This window comes from Sphingobium sp. TomTYG75 (genome assembly GCF_054771635.1).
Genome location: NZ_BSRE01000001.1, coordinates 2,673,770 through 2,692,862, shown reverse-complemented (window position 1 = coordinate 2,692,862; position 19,093 = coordinate 2,673,770). Strand labels below are relative to the sequence as shown.

General features: G+C 61.9%; 20 protein-coding genes and 2 tRNA genes. 12 read left to right on the top strand and 10 right to left on the bottom strand.

Annotated features, from left to right (window positions below; translation table 11 throughout):
* Positions 1-221: 221 nt before the first annotated feature.
* Together ACYU81_RS13645 and ACYU81_RS13640 are read right to left on the bottom strand one after the other, a co-directional pair.
* Positions 222-623: a hypothetical protein gene (locus tag ACYU81_RS13645; RefSeq protein WP_460988055.1), complete on the bottom strand. Its 402-nt coding sequence runs from the start codon at positions 621-623 to the stop codon at positions 222-224.
* Positions 624-778: 155 nt separating this feature from the next.
* On the bottom strand, positions 779-1,903 hold the full coding sequence (locus ACYU81_RS13640; RefSeq protein WP_460988054.1) for a glycosyltransferase: 1,125 nt from the start codon (positions 1,901-1,903) through the stop codon (positions 779-781).
* A 53-nt stretch (positions 1,904-1,956) separates the two neighbouring features.
* Between ACYU81_RS13640 and ACYU81_RS13635 the strand changes: the two genes are divergently transcribed.
* From ACYU81_RS13635 to ACYU81_RS13605, 7 genes are all read left to right on the top strand, one after another.
* Positions 1,957-2,805: a lysophospholipid acyltransferase family protein gene (locus tag ACYU81_RS13635; protein ID WP_460988200.1), complete on the top strand. Its 849-nt coding sequence runs from the start codon at positions 1,957-1,959 to the stop codon at positions 2,803-2,805.
* Between the two features lie 50 nt (positions 2,806-2,855).
* Positions 2,856-3,500 (top strand): phosphoribosylanthranilate isomerase, encoded by a 645-nt coding sequence (locus tag ACYU81_RS13630; protein ID WP_460988053.1) that lies wholly within the window; start codon positions 2,856-2,858, stop codon positions 3,498-3,500.
* On the top strand, positions 3,497-4,726 hold the full coding sequence (gene trpB / locus ACYU81_RS13625) for a tryptophan synthase subunit beta (RefSeq protein WP_460988052.1): 1,230 nt from the start codon (positions 3,497-3,499) through the stop codon (positions 4,724-4,726). The genes ACYU81_RS13630 and trpB overlap by 4 nt, the downstream gene beginning before the upstream one ends.
* A 183-nt stretch (positions 4,727-4,909) precedes the next feature.
* Positions 4,910-5,737, top strand: coding sequence for a tryptophan synthase subunit alpha (gene trpA / locus ACYU81_RS13620; RefSeq protein WP_460988051.1), 828 nt, complete (start codon positions 4,910-4,912; stop codon positions 5,735-5,737).
* Positions 5,734-6,585: an acetyl-CoA carboxylase, carboxyltransferase subunit beta gene (gene accD, locus ACYU81_RS13615; protein WP_449472282.1), complete on the top strand. Its 852-nt coding sequence runs from the start codon at positions 5,734-5,736 to the stop codon at positions 6,583-6,585. Before trpA ends, accD begins: the two co-directional genes overlap by 4 nt.
* A 26-nt stretch (positions 6,586-6,611) precedes the next feature.
* Positions 6,612-7,937: a bifunctional folylpolyglutamate synthase/dihydrofolate synthase gene (locus tag ACYU81_RS13610; RefSeq protein WP_460988050.1), complete on the top strand. Its 1,326-nt coding sequence runs from the start codon at positions 6,612-6,614 to the stop codon at positions 7,935-7,937.
* A 71-nt stretch (positions 7,938-8,008) separates the two neighbouring features.
* A complete protein-coding gene (locus tag ACYU81_RS13605) occupies positions 8,009-8,449 on the top strand; it encodes a DUF6628 family protein (RefSeq protein WP_460988049.1) in 441 nt (146 codons plus the stop codon).
* Here ACYU81_RS13605 and ACYU81_RS13600 read toward each other — a convergent pair.
* Both ACYU81_RS13600 and ACYU81_RS13595 read right to left on the bottom strand, forming a co-directional pair.
* The gene (locus ACYU81_RS13600; RefSeq protein WP_460988047.1) at positions 8,434-9,759 is read right to left on the bottom strand and encodes an AmpG family muropeptide MFS transporter; all 1,326 of its coding nucleotides are present in this window, start codon (positions 9,757-9,759) and stop codon (positions 8,434-8,436) included. The genes ACYU81_RS13605 and ACYU81_RS13600 overlap by 16 nt on opposite strands.
* Positions 9,760-9,872: 113 nt before the next feature.
* Positions 9,873-10,580, bottom strand: coding sequence for an aspartate/glutamate racemase family protein (locus ACYU81_RS13595; RefSeq protein ID WP_460988046.1), 708 nt, complete (start codon positions 10,578-10,580; stop codon positions 9,873-9,875).
* Positions 10,581-10,656: 76 nt separating this feature from the next.
* Here ACYU81_RS13595 and ACYU81_RS13590 point away from each other — a divergent pair, with 76 nt between their 5' ends.
* A complete protein-coding gene (locus ACYU81_RS13590; RefSeq protein WP_460988045.1) occupies positions 10,657-11,454 on the top strand; it encodes an SDR family NAD(P)-dependent oxidoreductase in 798 nt (265 codons plus the stop codon).
* A 201-nt stretch (positions 11,455-11,655) separates the two neighbouring features.
* Here ACYU81_RS13590 and ACYU81_RS13585 read toward each other — a convergent pair whose 3' ends face one another.
* Complete coding sequence (locus ACYU81_RS13585; RefSeq protein ID WP_460988044.1) at positions 11,656-12,114, bottom strand: response regulator; 459 nt, start codon at positions 12,112-12,114, stop codon at positions 11,656-11,658.
* A gap of 161 nt (positions 12,115-12,275) precedes the next feature.
* On the opposite strand from ACYU81_RS13585, the gene ACYU81_RS13580 reads away from it, so the two are divergent.
* Together ACYU81_RS13580 and rsmD are read left to right on the top strand one after the other, a co-directional pair.
* Complete coding sequence (locus ACYU81_RS13580; protein WP_460988043.1) at positions 12,276-13,193, top strand: pseudouridine synthase; 918 nt, start codon at positions 12,276-12,278, stop codon at positions 13,191-13,193.
* A 59-nt stretch (positions 13,194-13,252) separates the two neighbouring features.
* Positions 13,253-13,801, top strand: a complete 549-nt coding sequence (rsmD, locus tag ACYU81_RS13575) for a 16S rRNA (guanine(966)-N(2))-methyltransferase RsmD (RefSeq protein ID WP_460988042.1) — start codon at positions 13,253-13,255, stop codon at positions 13,799-13,801.
* 72 nt (positions 13,802-13,873) lie between these two features.
* Here rsmD and ACYU81_RS13570 read toward each other — a convergent pair whose 3' ends face one another.
* The gene (locus tag ACYU81_RS13570; RefSeq protein ID WP_449472266.1) at positions 13,874-14,323 is read right to left on the bottom strand and encodes a globin domain-containing protein; all 450 of its coding nucleotides are present in this window, start codon (positions 14,321-14,323) and stop codon (positions 13,874-13,876) included.
* A gap of 115 nt (positions 14,324-14,438) precedes the next feature.
* Here ACYU81_RS13570 and ACYU81_RS13565 point away from each other — a divergent pair, with 115 nt between their 5' ends.
* Positions 14,439-14,927 carry an Rrf2 family transcriptional regulator gene (locus tag ACYU81_RS13565; protein ID WP_460988041.1) on the top strand — a complete coding sequence of 163 codons (489 nt, stop codon included), beginning with the start codon at positions 14,439-14,441 and terminating at the stop codon, positions 14,925-14,927.
* Here the strand turns inward: ACYU81_RS13565 and ACYU81_RS13560 are convergent.
* A complete protein-coding gene (locus tag ACYU81_RS13560) occupies positions 14,875-15,288 on the bottom strand; it encodes a Fe-S oxidoreductase (RefSeq protein WP_460988040.1) in 414 nt (137 codons plus the stop codon). The genes ACYU81_RS13565 and ACYU81_RS13560 overlap by 53 nt on opposite strands.
* 298 nt (positions 15,289-15,586) lie before the next feature.
* Between ACYU81_RS13560 and ACYU81_RS13555 the strand changes: the two genes are divergently transcribed.
* Positions 15,587-17,863, top strand: a complete 2,277-nt coding sequence (locus ACYU81_RS13555) for an ATP-dependent helicase (protein ID WP_460988039.1) — start codon at positions 15,587-15,589, stop codon at positions 17,861-17,863.
* Between the two features lie 383 nt (positions 17,864-18,246).
* On the opposite strand, the gene ACYU81_RS13550 is transcribed toward ACYU81_RS13555, so the two are convergent.
* The 3 genes from ACYU81_RS13550 to ACYU81_RS13540 all read right to left on the bottom strand — a co-directional run bounded on the left by ACYU81_RS13550 (position 18,247) and on the right by ACYU81_RS13540 (position 18,958).
* Positions 18,247-18,322 (bottom strand) — tRNA-Ala (locus ACYU81_RS13550).
* 136 nt (positions 18,323-18,458) lie between these two features.
* A tRNA-Ala gene (locus ACYU81_RS13545) sits at positions 18,459-18,534 on the bottom strand.
* A gap of 88 nt (positions 18,535-18,622) precedes the next feature.
* Positions 18,623-18,958 carry a TIGR02300 family protein gene (locus ACYU81_RS13540; RefSeq protein ID WP_449472261.1) on the bottom strand — a complete coding sequence of 112 codons (336 nt, stop codon included), beginning with the start codon at positions 18,956-18,958 and terminating at the stop codon, positions 18,623-18,625.
* Positions 18,959-19,093 lie beyond the last annotated feature (135 nt).

The following is a 19,093-nucleotide window of genomic DNA, read 5'->3' as shown; positions in this document are numbered from 1 at the left end:
CTCCGTTCGTTTCGAGCAAAGTCGAGAAACGATCAGCGAAGCGCATCACCTCTCCCCTCCCGTCATTCCAGCGAAGGCGGGAAGCCATCTCCCGACATGTCGCCGAGACCCTGCTTGTGGGAGATAGATTCCCGCCTTCGCGGGAATGACGAAGTGTGGGTGGATAACGGAATAGCGGCTTTGAACCGCAACACATAGCTAAGCAGACACCGACTTATAAATCAGGGCTGAACTTCTTGAACGAGTTTGGCCTCAAAAAGAGCCTCCAAAAACTCCTGCACAGCGAAGGCCCCATCGCCGGGAGTAAAGCGGATACTCAGTATGTCTTGCGTTGATTCGGAAAGGAACTCCCCGACCCAGCCGTTTGATTTGGCCACCTCAAGGGCCAATGGAGCTTGCGCTGGCGCGCAGCGAAACATGACTGGCCGCGCATCTATGTTGTCGATTGCAGCGAGCGCCCTATTTAATCGCCTTTTCCTAGCGGATCCAAATATCGTTCCCACAGTGAGAGTACCAAGGATCGCAACGATCGATATAAACAAAAACTGATCTGCTCCAAAAAAATGTGAGCTAGCGAGCGCAAGAGTGACCCAAAACAATGCTCCGCCGAAGGATACCATCATTCGGCTAATCATTCCCGTCACCCCCTCGCGTCAACCGGCATCGTAATCTTCCCCGACATCATCAACAGTTTGCTGTGATGCACAACAGTAAGGTGCTCCTGCTAGCGTCCGATTTTAGGTTTAACCCTATGCTGATTAATAGCGTCAGGTGGTCGCTAGCGGCACTTGCTCCTCTCCATCTTCACCACCCTCCCACTCTTCACCCAATAATCAAACCTGCCCCACCTGATCCGCCGCGAGCAAGCCGCCGCCAACTGCATGCCCCAATGCACCCAGCACACCGCAAACGGCGCCAGCACATCCCACCAAAGCGACCGCCGTGCCGTCCGAGCCTGCTCCGGGTCCACCACCCCCGCGATGATCCGTCGCCGCACCAGTGCTCGTCCCACCGCCGCTGCATAACCCACCGCCAGAGCGCTCCATCCGCCCCAACCCAACACCCACAACCAGCCCAAAGCCTGTACGCCCACGACGGCGGCAGCAATCCCCCACATCCCCGAACTATTCGTCCAGATATGCCGATACTGCCGCACCCCAAACGCAATCGCACCCCGCACCTCCATCGGCGAAGCCACCAGCAAATCCCGCACCGGCCGCAACCGCAGCTTCGCGCGCCACCCGGCCAGCCCGATCGCCATGTCATCCGACAACCGCCCCGCCAGCGCCGCATCCAGATCGAGCCGCTCCGCCACCTCCCGCGTCAGGGCCATAGCTCCACCCCAGGGCATGGTCGCGCCAGCAGCCCGAGGCAAAGTCGCCAACTGCATCTCCACCGCCCCCACCAGTGCCGCCACCGCACTCCGCCCGGGCAACAGCAGCCGATAGCCAGTCACAATATCCGCCTTCCCCCGCACCAGAGGAAAGAGCAACCGCCCCACCAACCGCACAGGCGGCTCAATATCCGCGTCCACGAACACCAGATAGCGATCATCCGGCCGCAAAGCCCGCAAAGCCGCCCGCAATTTATGAACCTTCTGCCCCTCGTCCACCGCGACACCCGCGCGGACGATCTGCACCCAATCCCCCTCGCGCGCCGCCAAAGCCTCCGCCGCCGCGCACCCGCCACTCGAAGCAATCAGCAACCGAAACCGCGCCGCCTGCGCCTTCAACCGGGCGATCAGTTCCGCCCCGCCATCCCAATCATCCCGCACCGACAACAGCACGACCACGCCATCAGGCGCCTCCTCCTGACGATCGACCGGCAGATGCCGCCAATAGTTCAGCACCCCCAGCAGCGTCAGCCCCTGCAACAGCACCCACGCCCAAAAGGCCCAACCCATCGTAAATCCAAGCCCTTTACCCTCTCGACTGCTGCTGTATGACGCTTGGCAAGATGCTCTCCAACCCTTTTCTCTTCACCCTTCTGCGCCTGCTCCCCGCATCCGCCGCCTCATGGCTGGGCGGCTGGTTGTCGGCGAACGTTGCACGCAGAACCATGAAGCTGCGGGACCAGCGCGCCCGCGCCAACCTCGCCATCTTGCGCCCGGACCTGGACGAAACTACCCGCGAGGCCATGCTCACCCGCCGCTGGTTCAATCTCGGTCGCACGATGGCCGAACTCGCCAATATCGACCGGCTCGTGAACAACCGCCATGTCAGCATCACAAACGAACCGGCCTATCGGGAAGCGCTGGCCTCGCCCCGCCCCATGATCTTTCTGACCACCCATATCGGCAACTGGGATTTGCTCGCCGCCCATTTGAAAGCGTCAACGGATCGTCCCGGCCTCGGCGTCTACGATCCTCCTTCCGACCCTGCTCAGGCCAAGATGCTGAAGCGGGCACGGGAAAGCTATATGGGGGAAGCCATCACCGGCAGCGGCGCCGCCCGATCGATCCTGCGTCACCTTGCGGAAAAGGACAGGGCGATGCTCTACATCTTGGTGGACGAACGGCGAGATCGACAGGTCTGGTTCCCGCGCTTCGGCAGAGATGTGGAACCGTCGGGAAATCTTTCCATCGCCCTACGCCTCGCCCGGCGCAGCAACGCCCGATTCCTGCCTTTCACCTTGGCAAGAACCCAGGGCGCTCATTTCCGTCTCGATTGGCACCCGCCGCTTGATCCTCTGATCATGGACGAAACCGATCTGCTGGATCAGGTCGACGCCTTCCTGGGCAAAGCCTGCGTCGACCATGCGGACCAATGGCTCGCCCTGCATGACATGGATTTGACGACGCCTTGAGTAGCACGGAGCATATGGTTCTCGGTGACCTCACCCGCTAAAGCCCCCAAATGTCCCGACTCGCCATCAAGATTTGCGGCCTTTCCACCCCCGACACAGTCGGCGCTGCTATCCGCGCTGGCGCGACCCACCTCGGCTTCGTCCATTTCGCAAAAAGCCCACGCCATGTCGAAGCGGGCCAGCTGCGCGCTCTCGCCGCAACAGTCCCCGCCAATATCGAGCGCGTCGCCGTCCTCGTCGACCCAACCGACGAAACCCTCGCCGAACTCACGGCAACAAACGCCCTCACCGCCCTGCAACTCCACGGCAAGGAAAGCCCGGAGCGCACCGCCGCCATCGCTAAGCGCTTCAAGCTCCCTGTCTGGAAAGCCATTTCCGTCAAAACCCGCGCCGACATCGACGCTGCAAAAGCCTATACCGGCGCGGCCGACCTCCTGCTCTTCGATGCCAAGACACCGGACGGCGCGGCGCTGCCCGGCGGCATGGGCCTACGCTTCGACTGGACCCTGCTGCGCGGCGTCCCCATATCCATGCCCTGGGGCCTTTCTGGAGGTCTTGGCATCGACAATGTCGCCGAAGCGATCCGCATCACCGGCGCACCGATGATTGACGTTTCTTCCGGCGTGGAAAGCGCGCCGGGCATCAAGAGTGTGGACAAGATCATGGCCTTCTGCAAAGCGGCACAGCAATCATGACCATCAATAACTCCCTCCGCTCGCAACCCGATGCTTCGGGCCATTTCGGCTCCTTCGGCGGCCGCTATGTCGCGGAAACGCTGATGCCGCTCATCCTTGAGTTGGAGAAGGTCTATAAGGAAGCGAGGCAGGACCCCGCTTTCGAGGAAGAGTTTGAGGAACTGCTGCGCAACTATGTCGGCCGTCCCAACCCGCTTTACTATGCCAGCCGTCTGACCGAAGCGCTCCGCGCCGATGCGCCCGAGGGTAAAGGCGCGAAAATCTATCTGAAGCGCGAAGAACTCAACCACACCGGCGCGCACAAGATCAACAATTGCATCGGCCAGGCGCTGCTCGCCCGCCGCATGGGCAAGAAAAAGGTCATCGCCGAAACCGGCGCGGGCCAGCATGGCGTCGCCACCGCTACCGTCGCCGCCCTGTTCGGCATGGAATGCAAGATCTTCATGGGCGCCAAGGACGTGGAGCGGCAGAAGCCCAACGTCTTCCGCATGAAGCTATTGGGCGCGGAAGTCATCCCCGTCGTTTCCGGCTCGCAGACGCTCAAGGACGCGATGAACGATGCCCTGCGCCACTGGGTCTCGAACGTCCACGACACCTTCTATATCATCGGCACGGCGGCAGGCCCGCATCCCTATCCGGAACTGGTCCGCGACTTCCAGTCGGTGATCGGCCGCGAAGCGCGCGAGCAGATTCTCGAGATCGAAGGCCGCCTGCCTGACATGCTGATCGCTCCGGTCGGTGGCGGCTCGAACGCGATCGGCCTTTTCCATCCCTTCCTTGACGATGTTGAGGTCAAGATGATCGGCGTGGAAGCCGCAGGCGAGGGCCTCACCGGCAAACATGCCGCCTCCCTCGCAGGCGGCGCGTCCGGAATCCTGCACGGCAACCGCACCTATCTGCTTCAGGACGAAGACGGCCAGATCACCGAAGCGCACAGCATTTCGGCCGGCCTCGACTATCCCGGCATCGGCCCTGAACATAGCTGGCTGCACGAGATCGGCCGCGTCCAGTACATGCCGATCACCGATGACGAAGCGCTCGCCAGCTTCCAGAAGCTCGCTGCTCTCGAAGGCATCATTCCGGCCCTGGAGTCCGCCCACGCCATCGCCAGCGCGGAAAAGATCGCGCCGACCATGGACGCGGACCAGATCATCATCGTCAACCTCTCGGGCCGAGGCGACAAGGACATCTTCACCGTCGCCGACGCGCTGGGAGTGGAGATGTGAGCAGCCTCTCCCAACGAGCCATCTCCTCCTCCGTTCGCCCTGAGCTTGTCGAAGCCTGTCCTGAGCGCCTGCTGCAAGCAGGCAGTCGAAGGGGGCTCCACTTTTCTTCAAAGAAGGATTGGGCTTCGACATTCGAACGAGACAAGTGGCTCGTTCGGACAACCCGAACGGGTATTTTTGGAAATGACTGACCGCCTCGCCACCCGCTTCGCCACCTGCAAGGAAGCAGGCCGCGCCGCCCTCATCACCTTCGTGACCGCAGGCGACCCGACCGTTGCCGCCACCCCGGCAATCCTTGACGCGCTCGTCGCGGGCGGCGCGGACATCATCGAACTCGGCATGCCCTTCACCGATCCGATGGCAGACGGCCCCGCGATCGAACTCGCAAACCTGCGCAGCCTCGGGTCAGGCACGAAGACGAAGGATATCTTCCACCTCGCCACCACCTTCCGCGCCCGCCACCCGCATATACCGCTGATCCTCATGGGCTATGCCAATCCCATGCTGATCCGCGGCTCCGAATGGTTCGCAGATCAGTGTCGCGAAGCAGGCGTGGATGGCGTGATCTGTGTCGATGTCCCGCCTGAAGAGGACGCGGAGATCGGCCCGGCCCTACGCGCGGCAGGCGTTCACCTGATCCGCCTTGCAACGCCGACCACCGACGCTGCTCGCCTGCCCGTCGTGCTCGATGGCGCTAGCGGCTTCCTCTACCATGTCGCCGTCGCAGGCGTGACCGGCAAGCAGCAGGCGGCCCAAACAGCCGTAGAGCAGGCCGTCGAGAAGCTGAAGGCCGCAACTGATCTGCCCATCGCAGTCGGTTTCGGCGTGCGCTCCGCCGAACAGGCAGCCGCCATCGGCCGCGTTTCTGACGGCGTCGTTGTCGGATCAGCCATTGTCGATATCGTCGGATCGCATGGCGATGCCGCCGCGCCCTTCGTTCAGGAGTTCGTCGCCACATTGAGCGGCGCTCTCAAAGCCAACAGCCCCCATTTCCGGGAGACCGCCGCATGAGCTGGATCAACCGCGTCCGCAAGGCCGTTCCCTTCCTCGCAAAGAAGGAAACCACCGCCGAGACGCTGTGGCACAAATGTCCGTCCTGCACCGAGATGATCTTCATCAAGGAGTGGGAGGATAATCTCTCCGTCTGCCCGCGCTGCGACCATCACGGCCGCATCGGCCCGTCCGAGCGGTTCGAGCAAATCCTCGACGCAGGCTTCATCCTGCTCCCCACCCCACCGGTGCAGGAAGACCCGCTCAAATTCCGCGATTCCAAGCGCTATCCTGATCGCATCAAGGCTGCCCGCGCGCAGACCGGCGACCAGGACGCGCTCATCAACGCGCGCGGCGCGATCGACGATGTGCCGCTCGTCATGGGCGTTCAGAATTTCGCCTTCATGGGCGGCTCCATGGGCATGGGCGTCGGCGCGGCCTTCATCCAAGGGGTCAATGAAGCCATCGGCCACAAATGCCCCTATGTCATCTTCACGGCGGCAGGCGGCGCCCGCATGCAGGAGGGTATCTTGTCCCTCATGCAGATGCCGCGCTCCACGGTCGCGATCCAGAAGCTGCACGCGGCGGGCCTGCCCTATATCGTCGTCCTCACTGATCCGACGACCGGCGGCGTCACGGCGAGCTACGCCATGCTGGGCGACGTCCAGATTGCGGAGCCCAATGCACTGATCGGCTTCGCGGGCCAGCGCGTCATCGAAAGCACGATCCGCGAAAAGCTGCCGGACGGCTTCCAGCGCGCCGAATATCTGCTGGAACATGGCATGCTCGACATGGTCGTCCACCGCAGCGAATTACGCGACACGCTGGCCCGAGTGATCGGCTATCTAGCCCCTCGCGCAGCCGCCTGACGCGATCGCGCGAGGAACATAGGGCCATGCCCGACCACGCCATTTCGGACGACCCGGCGGTCCAATCGCAGTTGGACCGCCTCGCCACGCTGTCGCCCGGCGCGGACATATTGGGTCTCGAACGCATCACCAGCCTGCTTGACCGGCTCAGCAATCCGCACCGCGCGCTGCCTCCCGTTTTCCATGTCGCAGGCACCAATGGTAAAGGATCGACCTGTGCCTTCTTGCGCGCCGCCCTCGAAGCCGACGGCCGCAGCGTCCACGTCTTCACCTCGCCTCATCTCGTCCGCTTCAACGAACGCATCCGCATCAACGGCCAGTTGATCAGCGACGAAGCGCTCGCCCTCTATCTCTCCCGCGTGCTGGACGTGGCCGAAGGCATCGGGGCCAGCTTCTTCGAAGTCACCACCGCCGCCGCCTTCCTCGCCTTCGCCGAGCATCCTGCAGACGCCTGCATCCTCGAAGTAGGACTAGGCGGCCGTCTCGACGCTACCAACGTCATCGAAAACCCCGCCGTCTGCGGCGTCGCCCAACTCGGGATCGACCATCAAGCCTTCCTCGGCAACACGCTGCGCGCCATAGCGGCGGAGAAGGCGGGCATCGCCAAACCCGGCGCCGCCCTGGTAACCCAGCGCTATCCCGAATCACTCGCTCCCGCGATGCGCGAAGCCGCAGCCCGCGCCCGCACCGACTGGCTCCCCATGGGCCAAAGCTGGGACGCCGCCAGCTACCGCGACCGCCTCCATTATCGCGACGAACAAGGCCGCATCGAAACCCCGCTCCCCCGCCTGCCCGGCGCGCATCAGGTGCAGAATGCCGCCCTCGCCTTCGCCATGCTGCGCCATCAAACCGCCCTGCCCGTCAGCGAAGCCGCGCTCAAAGCTGCCCCCCTCTGGGCGCACTGGCCCGCCCGGCTCCAACACCTGGACCACGGCCCCCTGCTCGCCCCCCTCCCCCCCGAAAGCGAAGCCTGGCTCGACGGCGGCCACAACGCCGGAGCCGGAGAAGCCATCAGCGCCTTCTTCACCGCCGACAAGCTCGCCGGACGCAAACTGCACCTCATCATCGGCATGCTCGCCAACAAGGAAGTGGACGCCTATCTCGCCCCCTTCGCCGGGCGCATAGCCCACATCCACGCGCTGCCCGTCCCCGGCCACGAGCATCATCCCGCCAGCCGCTTCGCCACCATCGCGGAGCGCTGGGGCATCGACTGCACAGCACATGCAAATCCCACGGACGCCATCAACGCGGTCGCGGCGTCATGCAAAACCGAAGCCCCACTCCTGCTCATCGCGGGGTCGCTCTACCTCGCAGGCGAAATTTTGCGCCTGAACGAGCAATATCCTGACTGAATCTACTTGCGATTGACTCGCAATAGCGTACCTTGCTCTCCGTAACGCAACGGATAAAAAGGTGCTCGCATATGCCCCATGGAGAGATCACCCCCCTCGACCTGCCCGGCGCAATGCCTCCCGGCTACGGCAACCGCCTGTTCCTCTATGCGATGCGCCGCATGGCCAGCGCCGGGGTCGATGACGCCCACGCAGCCAACGCCATGCTCGGCGCGTTCGGCCGCAGCTACCGCCGCCCCCTCGTCCTGATGCGCGCGATGATGCTGGAACTTGCCCGCTGCGCCACCCGCCGGATACTCGTCGCGCCTTGCTGCTGCGCCCGCATGACCGCCGACGAAGCGTCCCTCATGCACTCAATCAGCACAGCGCTACAGGACCCACCTGCATCCTATGAGCAACTCGCCTCGCTGCTCGGCACGGACGATGTCCTCGGCGCCCTGACCTGCCTGCAAGCCGTCTCTCAGGCCCATAGCGACCTAGGCCGCCCGCTGGACCTTTACGCCGGAGCCTGACCACCTTCATCCGTAGCGGCGCTGCCAACACTCGCATCCACGAGTCCGCTGCGCATCATCAGCCAGAACAGGATGATGCCCGGCAGCGCCAACACGGTCGTCAGCAGATAGAAATCGACATAGCCGAACCGCTCGATCAACGCGCCCGCCGACGTCCCCGTCAGGAACCGTCCGACAATGCTCGCCGCCGCCGAAATCATCGCATATTGCGCAGCGGTAAAGCGCAGATCGCACAGCGCGGAGAAATAGGCGACCACCGCGACGCCACCGATCCCGCTAGCGAAATTCTCGAACCCGATGGCCCCCGCCATGCCGAGGTTGCTTTTCCCCGCCGCGGCCAACATCGCGAAACTGAAGTTCGATACCGCCATCAGCACCAGGCTGATCAGCACCGACCGCTTCAATCCCAACCGCGCATACAGCACCCCGCCCACGAAAATCCCGGCCAGCAAAGCCCAGAAGCCCACGCCCACATCGTAGATCGCGATCTCCTCATTGCTGTACCCCAGATCGTTGAACAGCAGCCGGAACGTCAGGTTGGCCAGCGTATCGCCAATCTTGTGGACGATGATGAACAGCAGGACGAGCAGCGCGCCCTTGCGCTTGAAGAAATCAACGAACGGCCCAATGATCGCCTGCACCAATTCCCCGCCCGTCTTTCGGGAAGCAATCTCCCGATGCCGTTCAGGCTCGCCAACGATCAACGCCGCCAGCATCGCAGGCAGCGCGAAGAGCGAACAGACCAGATAGGCCAGCGTCCAGTCCCAATATTGCGCCACCACCAGCGCCAGAGCGCCCGCCGCCGCCGCGCCGATCCGCCATCCATATTGCGACATGCCCGCGCCAACGCCCAATTGCTCGGGACGCAATATCTCGATCCGATAGCCATCGATGATGATGTCGAACGTCGCCCCCGCAATCCCCAACAGGATCGCCGCCCGCACCGTCCCCATCAGGTCGTTCGCCGGATCGACAACCGCCAGATTGACCACCGCCGCCATCACCAGCAGCCCCGCCACCAGCATCCACGACACCCGCTGACCCAACCGATGCAGCAGGGGCAGCTTCACTCCCTCGATCACCCAGGCCCACAGCCATTTGAGATTATAGGCGAGCAACACCAGGCTGAACGCCGTGACGCTCTTCTTGTCGATCCCATCCTGCGCCAGCCGCGACGCCAGGTTCGCGCCGATCATGGCAAAAGGAAAGCCCGATGAAATCCCCAGGAACAGCGCAGCCAGCGGTGCCTTCTCCACATAGGGCTTCACCGCATCCAGCCAGCCTCGGGTGCCCACGGCAATGTCAGTCATGAAAAAGGTGCGCCCCCAAAATGCTTATCGCGCCACCATATGGCCAATCATCGGAGAAACAAGCAGAACTCGCCCCGGACATATGACCGCGCAGACTCCAAAATTTCCCCAACCTAGCGGGCCGACCCCTCAACCAGACGACGCATCTTGCGTGCCGCCATCTGCGGCGTGGTTAGGATCGGCTCCTTTCGGCGAGCCCTCACCATCGGTGCCGCGCGGGCCATCGAAAACTGACCGATGATGATCACATCGACTGCCGGAAGTGTCTCTGCTGCCGCTGCGCTCAAAGCATCATGACGATCGCCATCGCCCGCTTGCAATGCCTCGAGCGCGCCGCTGGCCACGGCGGGCAAGATGGTCGGGCGCTCCTGCCCGATTGCGTCGGCCATGGCATGAATTTCGCCCTCCAGCGGAGCGACGGAGCCCTGGAAAGTAAGGAGCAGCCCGATGCGCCCACCTGCGTCCTTGCCTCGGCAAAGGGCCAGAGCCTCATCAAATGCGCCCTCGTTCGGCGTGATCACCGGGATAGCCAGGTCAGCCTTGACCCGTTCGATCGCCGGGCAAAAAGCGGAGCACGTGAACAGGATGCCTTGCGTAGACGTCGCGCCATCGCTGCTCGCGGCCGCGTAGCGACCCAGTGTCAGAAAACGCTCGTAGATCGCGGGCGTGATCTCGCCCAAGGCGGCATAGTCTCCCGCAAGCGAGTCATCGATCAGATTGTGCGAAACGGCTTGCGGCCACTCCTCCCGCATCGCAGCCATTGCAGGGCCGGGTGACTGGGCGAGCGCGCTGATCAGCATGATGCGCGGCGACGAGGGCATGGCGTTCTCCGCTATTGTGTTGTCATTCGGCCATGACACTGCCATCGCCCATCCGCAAGCTACACGGAGAAAGGCGATGCTGAAGCTGGACGGTAAAGTCGCTATTGTCACCGGCTGCGGCTCGTTCGCGCCGGGCTGGGGCAACGGCAAGGCCATAGCCGTGCTGCTCGCCCGCCAGGGTGCCACGGTCCTGGGCGTTGACCTCGACATGGACGCGGCCGAAGCGACGCGTGAGATCGCCAAAAGTGAAGGTCATCCGATCGATGTGGCGGCATGCGATGTCACCAGCGGTGAGCAGGTGCAGGCGTTGATCGGGGACTGTGTCGCGCGTTATGGTCGGCTCGACATCCTCATCAACAATGTCGGCCGTTCCGAGCCCGGCAATCCGGAGACGATGGACGAGGACATGTGGCGCCGTCAGCTCGATCTAAATCTGACCAGTGCGTTCCTCACCTGCAAAGCAGCGTTGCCAATCATGGTTGATCAGGGCGCAGGCGCGATCGTCAACATCTCATCCATCGCGGGGCAGCGCTGGGTTGGCAAGGACCAGGTCGCCTATGCTACGGCAAAGGCGGGACTTGTTCAGTTCACCAAGGTGACGGCAGTGTCCTATGCGGCGAAGGGTGTGCGGCTCAATTGCGTCGTTCCGGGCCTGATGATGACGCCCCTCGTTCACAGGCTGGCGGAAAAATACAACGCCGGCGACTTCGAAGGCATGGTCGCCCGCCGTAACGCGCAAGTACCGATGGCGCGCATGGGCGACGCTTGGGATGTGGCCCATGCCACCCTGTTCCTCGCTTCGGAGGAGGCTCGCTACATCACTGGCACCGAGTTGGTGGTCGATGGAGGAATCACCGCCTTCACCGGTTCGTGAACCTGCTGCGCTCGTGCGCGGCACCCCCTGCCTTTCAGATCTTGCTTCCGGCCATGGGGCGCGCAGCAACATAGCCAAACGAGAGGTTGGACTGAGCTGCGGCAATAGCGCTTCTGCCACTCCGTAAGCAAAAATCAGCGGGAAAAGTAGCGGCGCTCTACGCTATTCGGCGTGAGTTTACAGCGCCCCAACCACACCACCTCACCCCACCCGATCAAACAAATGCAACCCACGCGGCACCCGCGGCAGATCCCCACCACGCAGCACCGCCTCAATCACCCCGATCGAAGCCAGCAGATCACGCGGCAAATAAGGTTTCGCCAGACACCCTACCGCCATCTCATGCGCATCAATCGGACAGGCGCCGCTGACGAACAGCACCGCCAGCCCCTTCGCATAGGCATGACGCGCCACATCAATGCCCGTCTTGTCACCATGCAAGGTGATATCGGCGATCACCAGATCGACCTCATCCTGCTCAATGACGCTGATCGCATGGTCATAATCCTCGACCGTTGCGGCCACGCGGTAGCCAGCCTGTTCCAGCACATGCTCGTTGTCAAAGGCGACCAAAGGCTCATCTTCCACCACCAGCACGCTGATGATGGCCTGTGCCTGCTGCCGTGGCTTCGAGTCCCCTTTGACTAGCCCGAAAAACATTTGCCGATCCGCCCCATATGCGCCATGCACCCGATCAAACGCGCGACCCCTTAAGGGAGTTGCGGCCGTTCCTGCGCACTCGGCGACAGGACGGCACTATTCGTCATTTTCCCGGCATCTCCGATATGGGAATGCCGCCGCTTCGTTAAAAGGAACCGAGCGTGGAGCCGCCGAAAAAATCAGCACCGCCGCGCAGAACAGGGCCGGGCGGTCCCCGGCGTCCCACGGACGGCAAGCCCGCCGGTTCGTCGCGCCCTGCTCGTCCGCCTTTCAAGAAAAGAAACGCTGCTCCAGCCAAGCCCGCAAATCCCCATCCGGCGCGCATGGCCGCTGCCGCCAGCGGCACGAACGAACCGCAACGCATCGCCAAACTGCTTGCCCGCGCCGGAGTAGCCTCGCGCCGGGAAGTGGAACGGATGATCGAGGAAGGCCGGGTCACTCTCGATGGCCAACTGATTTCGACCCCGGCGACCCTGCTGACCTCGCTCAATGGCGTGGCGGTGGATGGCAACCCGGTGGCGCAACCCGCTCCCGCCCGTCTCTTCCTGTTTCACAAACCTTCAGGCTATTTGACGACTGAGCGCGATCCGCGCGGCCGTCCCGCCATCTACGACCGCTTGCCCGCCGATCTGCCCCGCCTCATGCCCATCGGTCGTCTGGACATGACCACGGAGGGGCTTCTGCTCCTCACGACCGATGGCGAATTCAAACGGCAGATGGAATTGCCCGCGACCGGCGTGCCGCGCACCTATCGCGCCCGCGCCTTTGGCGAAATCAGCCAGGCCCAGCTTGAAGACCTGTTTATGGGCATAGAGATTGACGGCATTCGCTATGGCCAGATCGAGGCCAATTTGGAACGCCGCACCGGTCGTAACCAGTGGATCGAAATGACCCTGACGGAGGGCAAGAACCGCGAAGTGCGGCGCGTTCTGGAGCATCTGGGCCTACAGGTGAGCCGCCTCATCCGCACCAGCTATGGCCCCTTCCATCTCGGCGAACTCGCGTCGGGCGCGGTGGAGGAAGTGCGCCAGCACGACCTTATCGTCTTCCGCAAGAGCTTGAAGACGCCCAAATCCTGAAGCTAAACCCGTTCGCCCTGCGCTTGTCTTAGGGCTTTCCTTCTGCACGGACGCCAATCATGAGAATCATCGCAGGCCAATGGCGCGGCCGCCCGCTGGCAGCTCCCAAGGGCGACGCCACTCGTCCCACGGCCGACCGTACGCGCGAAACGCTCTTTTCCATGCTCGTGAGCCGTATCGGATCATTTGAAGGGCTGGCCGTCGGCGATTTCTTCGCAGGATCGGGCGCCTTGGGCTTTGAAGCCCTGTCCCGTGGCGCGGCTAGCTGCCTCTTCGTCGAACAGGATCAGGCGGCTCTGAATGTGATCCGCGCCAATGGCGACAAGCTCGGCATCCGGCCCGACATTCGGCAGAGTAGCGTGCTCTCACTGGGGCCAACGCCGAAACCGCTGGACCTCATTTTCATGGACCCGCCTTACAATAGCGGTGCAGGCGTCGTAGCTCTCGACAAGTTGAGCCGTCTGGGCTGGACCGGCCCCGCGACCTGGATCAGCATCGAAACCGATCGCCGCGAAGATGTGGAGGTCAAGGGTTTTGTCGTGGACGCAACCCGAGACGTGGGCAAGGCGCGCATTACTCTGTTAAGAGCGATTCCCTCTCCCCTTTAGGGGTCGATGAGAGGCGCGTGACTCTCAACGAGGCTAGGGAGAGGGGAACCCCCCAAGCTCCCCACCCATCAATCAAGCCGCTTCAGCATCCTCATAAGCCTGCGCTTCCTTGCCAATCAGTATCTCGGCCAAGAACCAATAGGCCTTGCCCCACGCTTCCAACACAGCGTCCGTGGCAACTTCCGCGCCCAGAACATCGCGGATCGCGGGCAGCAGCGCTTCGGCAACCTTGGGATAATGTTCAGCCTTCACTCCGGTTTCGATGTGCCGCTGCACCATGCGCTCGACCGCGCCAGTCAAAGCCTGCAACTTATCGATATTCTCGGCATAGCCCAGGATCGCCGCAGCCAGACGCTTGGGCTGTTCGCCGCTGTCCTGCGCCGCCTGATCGAACATGTCCTTGATCGACGCATCCTGGAACAGGCGCGCATACATGGCGGTCGTGATCTCCACCCCATGGCTCCGCAGCGCGGGAGCGGTTGCCTTGACGATGGCGATGGTTTCAGCGCTGAGCTGGCTCATATATGCACCCCTTTGAAATAAAGACTCGGTAAAGACGCCTTTACGGTACATCTTTAAACATGTAAACCAGCTACATGTTTGATCTGCAAACCCCGTTCAATTAACGCATTCCCTCATGCAATTGACCCGCCACACCGACTACGCCCTGCGCGTCCTCATCCATCTGGCCGTCACGCCAACAGGTCGCGCAACCATCCCTGAGGTCGCCGACGCCTACGCTCTTTCGCGCAATCATTTGATGAAAGTCGTCCACCACCTCGGCCAAGGCGGGTTCATCCTAACCCAGCGCGGCAGAGGCGGCGGCTTCACCCTGGCCCGGGCTCCTGAAGCAATCAGGCTGGGCGATGTCGTCCGTCACACCGAACCGGACATGAACCTGGCAGACTGCGCAAGCTGCGGCCTCCGCGCCGCTTGTGGCCTATCGAGCATTTTGAGGGCCGCAACTACAGCTTTTCTGGCAGTGCTCGACCAGCAAAGCCTGGCGGACGCCGCCAAAGACAGAACCGGGCTGGCGGCGCTTATTGCCGCCCTGCCCGCTTCTGTCTCTCCGGTCAGCGATGCCTGCGCGCCATCTTCTTCGAACGCGGCGCCTCGCCTGGATTGATGCAGCTATCCTGTACCGTGCGACTGCATAGCGGATAGTCCTTACCGCCTGCAGGCGGAGGGGTCATGTTGCCGCCAACGGTGACCGGATTAGCCGAACTGCCCACAGGCGCGGCAGGGTCCTTGGGCATGCCCGGCGTTGCGGGCATCATGCCAGTGTCAGCTGGAACCTCTCCAGTCGGCTGACCAGCATTGGGATCTGCCGCTGTTGCAGGGCTCGCAGGCGTAGCCGGATCTGTAGGCATGCTATCAGTGGCTGGGGGTTGGGCCGTATTGTCCGGCACACCCTGAGCGATCGCAATGCCAGTAGCGCCGGTGGTAAAGGCCAGCATGGCGGCACTCGCAAGCATGATCGATTTCATGGGTAATCCTTTCCTGTTCATCACCCCGTTCTGCCTCTTGGCGGGTAGAGAACCAGATCGGTGACGCACGCGTTCCGATATCGGCGACGAACTGTGGCTCTGCTGCTACCAGGCGAATGTTCCCTCGTTGGAACCGCTTGGCCTTGACCTAACGACACCACGAGAGGCCGAGGGGATATCGAAGGTGAACACTGTGGCCTTCCCCCTTGCATGATTCCTCTTTTGTTCTCATAGATTGCCATCAATCGCACGCGGCCAAGCCCTTGCTCCCTCTATCCATGCTCCCTAGTTGTTGACCATGACCCTTCCCGCTCCCTCGCCTGATGATCCGCCCTATCTTCAGGGCCTCAATGAGCCCCAACGGGAGGCCGTCCTCACTGCCGAGGGTCCGGTTCTTGTTCTGGCGGGTGCCGGAACGGGCAAGACGGCTGCGCTGACCGCACGACTGGCGCACCTCATAGCTACGCGCCGCGCCTATCCGTCGGAAATCCTGGCGGTCACCTTCACCAACAAGGCCGCGCGCGAAATGCGCGAGCGTGTCGGACGCATGATCGGTCCGGCGGTGGAAGGCATGCCGTGGCTCGGAACATTTCATGCCATCGCTGCCAAAATGCTTCGCAGACATGCCGAATTGGTCGGCCTGCAATCCAACTTCACCATTCTTGATACAGACGATCAGCTTCGGCTGATGAAGCAGCTGATCCAGGCTGAAGGGATTGATGAAAAGCGCTGGCCAGCGCGGCAGTTGGGTGGCTTGATCGATCAGTGGAAAAATAAGGGGCTGACGCCTGACGAAATCAGCGCCGGAGATAGCGAATCTTACGCAAATGGGCGCGGACAGAAATTATATGCTGCCTATCAGGCCCGCCTTCGCGATGTAAATGCCTGCGACTTCGGCGACTTGCTGCTCCATGTGCTCACCATATTGAAGCGCCACCGGGATGTGCTCGAAAGCTATCAGCAGCGGTTCCGCTATATCATGGTAGACGAGTATCAGGACACCAACAGCAGCCAGTATCTCTGGCTCCGTCTGCTCGCTCAGCAGCGCAAGAATATCTGCTGCGTGGGTGATGACGACCAATCCATCTATTCGTGGCGGGGCGCGGAAGTCGCTAACATCCTGCGATTTGAAAAGGACTTCCCGGGCGCCAAGATTGTCCGCTTGGAGCAGAATTACCGATCCACACCTCATATTCTGGGCGCCGCTTCCGGTGTGATCGCCGAAAACGGCAACAGGCTAGGCAAGACGCTGTGGACCGACATCGACATCGGGGAGAAAGTCCGCGTCATCGGCGTTTGGGACGGGCCAGAAGAGGCTCGCCGCGTCGGCGACGAAATCGAGGCGATCGAGCGCTCCGGACGATCATTGGAAGATGTGGCCATCCTCGTCCGGGCACAGCACCAGACCCGCGAATTTGAAGATCGATTCATTCAGATCGGCCTTGCATATAGGATTGTGGGCGGCTTCCGGTTTTACGAGCGGGCTGAGATCCGCGACGCGCTTGCCTATCTTCGCCTCGTCAACCAACCGGCCGACGATCTGGCGTTTGAAAGGATCGTCAATGTTCCCAAGCGTGGCTTAGGTGACAAAGCCGTGGAGAAACTTCACCGCCTTGCTCGGGCCGAGGCTATACCCTTAGCGCTCGCTGCTGCACGAATTCTCGATACCGACGAAATGACTCCGCAAGCGCGCCGCAGCCTTGGCGCCTTTATCGGTGATTTGGCCCGCTGGCGCGACCGCGCGACCCAGCTTCCCCATGCCGAACTCGCGCGCCAGATACTGGATGAAAGCGGCTACACGGCGATGCTTCAGGCGGAGCGCACAGCCGAAAGCGCAGGCCGCCTCGAAAACCTCAATGAACTTACCCGCGCCATGGAGGAATATGAAACGCTGGGCGCGTTCCTCGAACATGTGTCGCTAGTCATGGACAATGACGCGCAAGCCGAGGAACGGAAGGTCACGATCATGACCATCCATGCGGCAAAAGGGCTCGAATTCGACACCGTCTTCCTGGCGGGCTGGGAAGAAGGTATTTTTCCTTCTCAACGAGCGTTGGACGAAGGCGGTCTCAACAGTCTGGAGGAGGAACGTCGGCTCGCCTATGTGGCGATTACTCGCGCTAGGAAGCTGTGCGTCATCCTTCATGCCGCGAACCGGAGAATATATGGCCAGTGGACCAGTTCTATCCCGTCACGGTTCGTAGGAGAGCTACCTCCTGAACATGTCGAGGAGGAAAGCAGCATGGCGGGCGGTGCATCCCTTTGGCGTGCCAACTGGTCTGAGCGCGCCGATCCCTTCTCCAACGTACAACGAGGTAGCGGGCGTGGCCCAGGCTGGCAGCGGGCGCAACAAAGTGGCCAGTTCTCCCGTGACCCCGTGCGGATCGTGGAAGCTCGCGCGTCGGCGGTATCCCTCGGCAACAAGGGTCGAGATGATATGCACTTGGGGCTGCGCGTATTTCACCAGAAATTTGGTTACGGCACGATTGCGGAGATCGAGGGCAACAAACTCGAGATCGATTTTGAAACGGCTGGCCGTAAGCGCGTGATGGATAGCTTCGTGCAGCCAGCTTGAACTTGACCAAGTCAGTTTCCGTGCCGCTCATACGCGTCAACTATCCGCTTGGTCGGCGTTTTTAAAATATCTCGTCGGTTTGCTGGAGTAGCTTCACTACCCCTGCGCCCTCCGCCTCCACCACCTGCCGAAGCACGACGGACGAGGGCGAGATAGCATGATCGTTAGAGCGGAGGAAACGCTCGCAGGATTGGAGCAAACGTCGTCGATCTTCTGTCCTTGGCAATGATGTGGGTCTCCTCCCCCATCACTTCCTCGCTGCCTAACGGAGATTGGCATATTGGATGTGGTGTACGTCGATGCCGAGGAGTTATGCCAGCTGGCATGGCACCGGAGAAGCAATTTGCTGATGACTAGCGACAGTCTATCGCGACAAGGAAGATTGGTGGAGCCTAGCGGGATCGAACCGCTGACCTCCTGCATGCCATGCAGGCGCTCTCCCAGCTGAGCTAAGGCCCCATCGTTGCGCGGCATAATACCGCATCCCAATGGATTGGGCCATGTCCGGCTTGGAGCCGTCGGCCGATATAGGATGCCAAGCACCCGCTTGATAGCTTCCGGGCTATACAGGTAAGGCTTGGACCGTCCGGAAAACTGGTGGAGCCTAGCGGGATCGAACCGCTGACCTCCTGCATGCCATGCAGGCGCTCTCCCAGCTGAGCTAAGGCCCCGTTACCAGTGTCAGCGCCGCTTGGGTCCGGCGCTTCGGAGGTCGCTGCCATTAGGAGGCAGCAACTTCCTTGGCAAGCACAAAATTACTTAATTGTCGTCGTCGCCGTCGTCGGCGGCGGCATCCACGCCGAGGTCGTCGTCACCGCCCAGGTCAACGTCATTGTCCGGCGAATCGCCATCATCATCGACATCCAGATCAAGATCCAGATCGTCATCTGCCGTCTCCAGCTCCCCGTCGGCGGTTTCGATAACCTTCTTCGGCGCTTCCTCGTACGGCAGCGGCTGCTTCGACTTCAGGACCGGTTCGGGTTCCCAAGCGGTGTTGCAGTTGATGCAGGAGACCGGGTCATCCTTGCCCAGGTCATAGAAGCGCGTGGCGCATTTCGGGCAGGTACGCTTCGTGCCCCATTCAGCCTTGACCATGTCCGGCCTTGTCCTTCTTACGAGTGCTTCAACGAATATCACGCGGCGCGACCATGTCGCCCGCGAAGCGACGGGCGCCTTGCCATAGCGGAACCGCGCTGTCAAAAGCCGGGCGCAATTTTTCAGTTTCCTGAC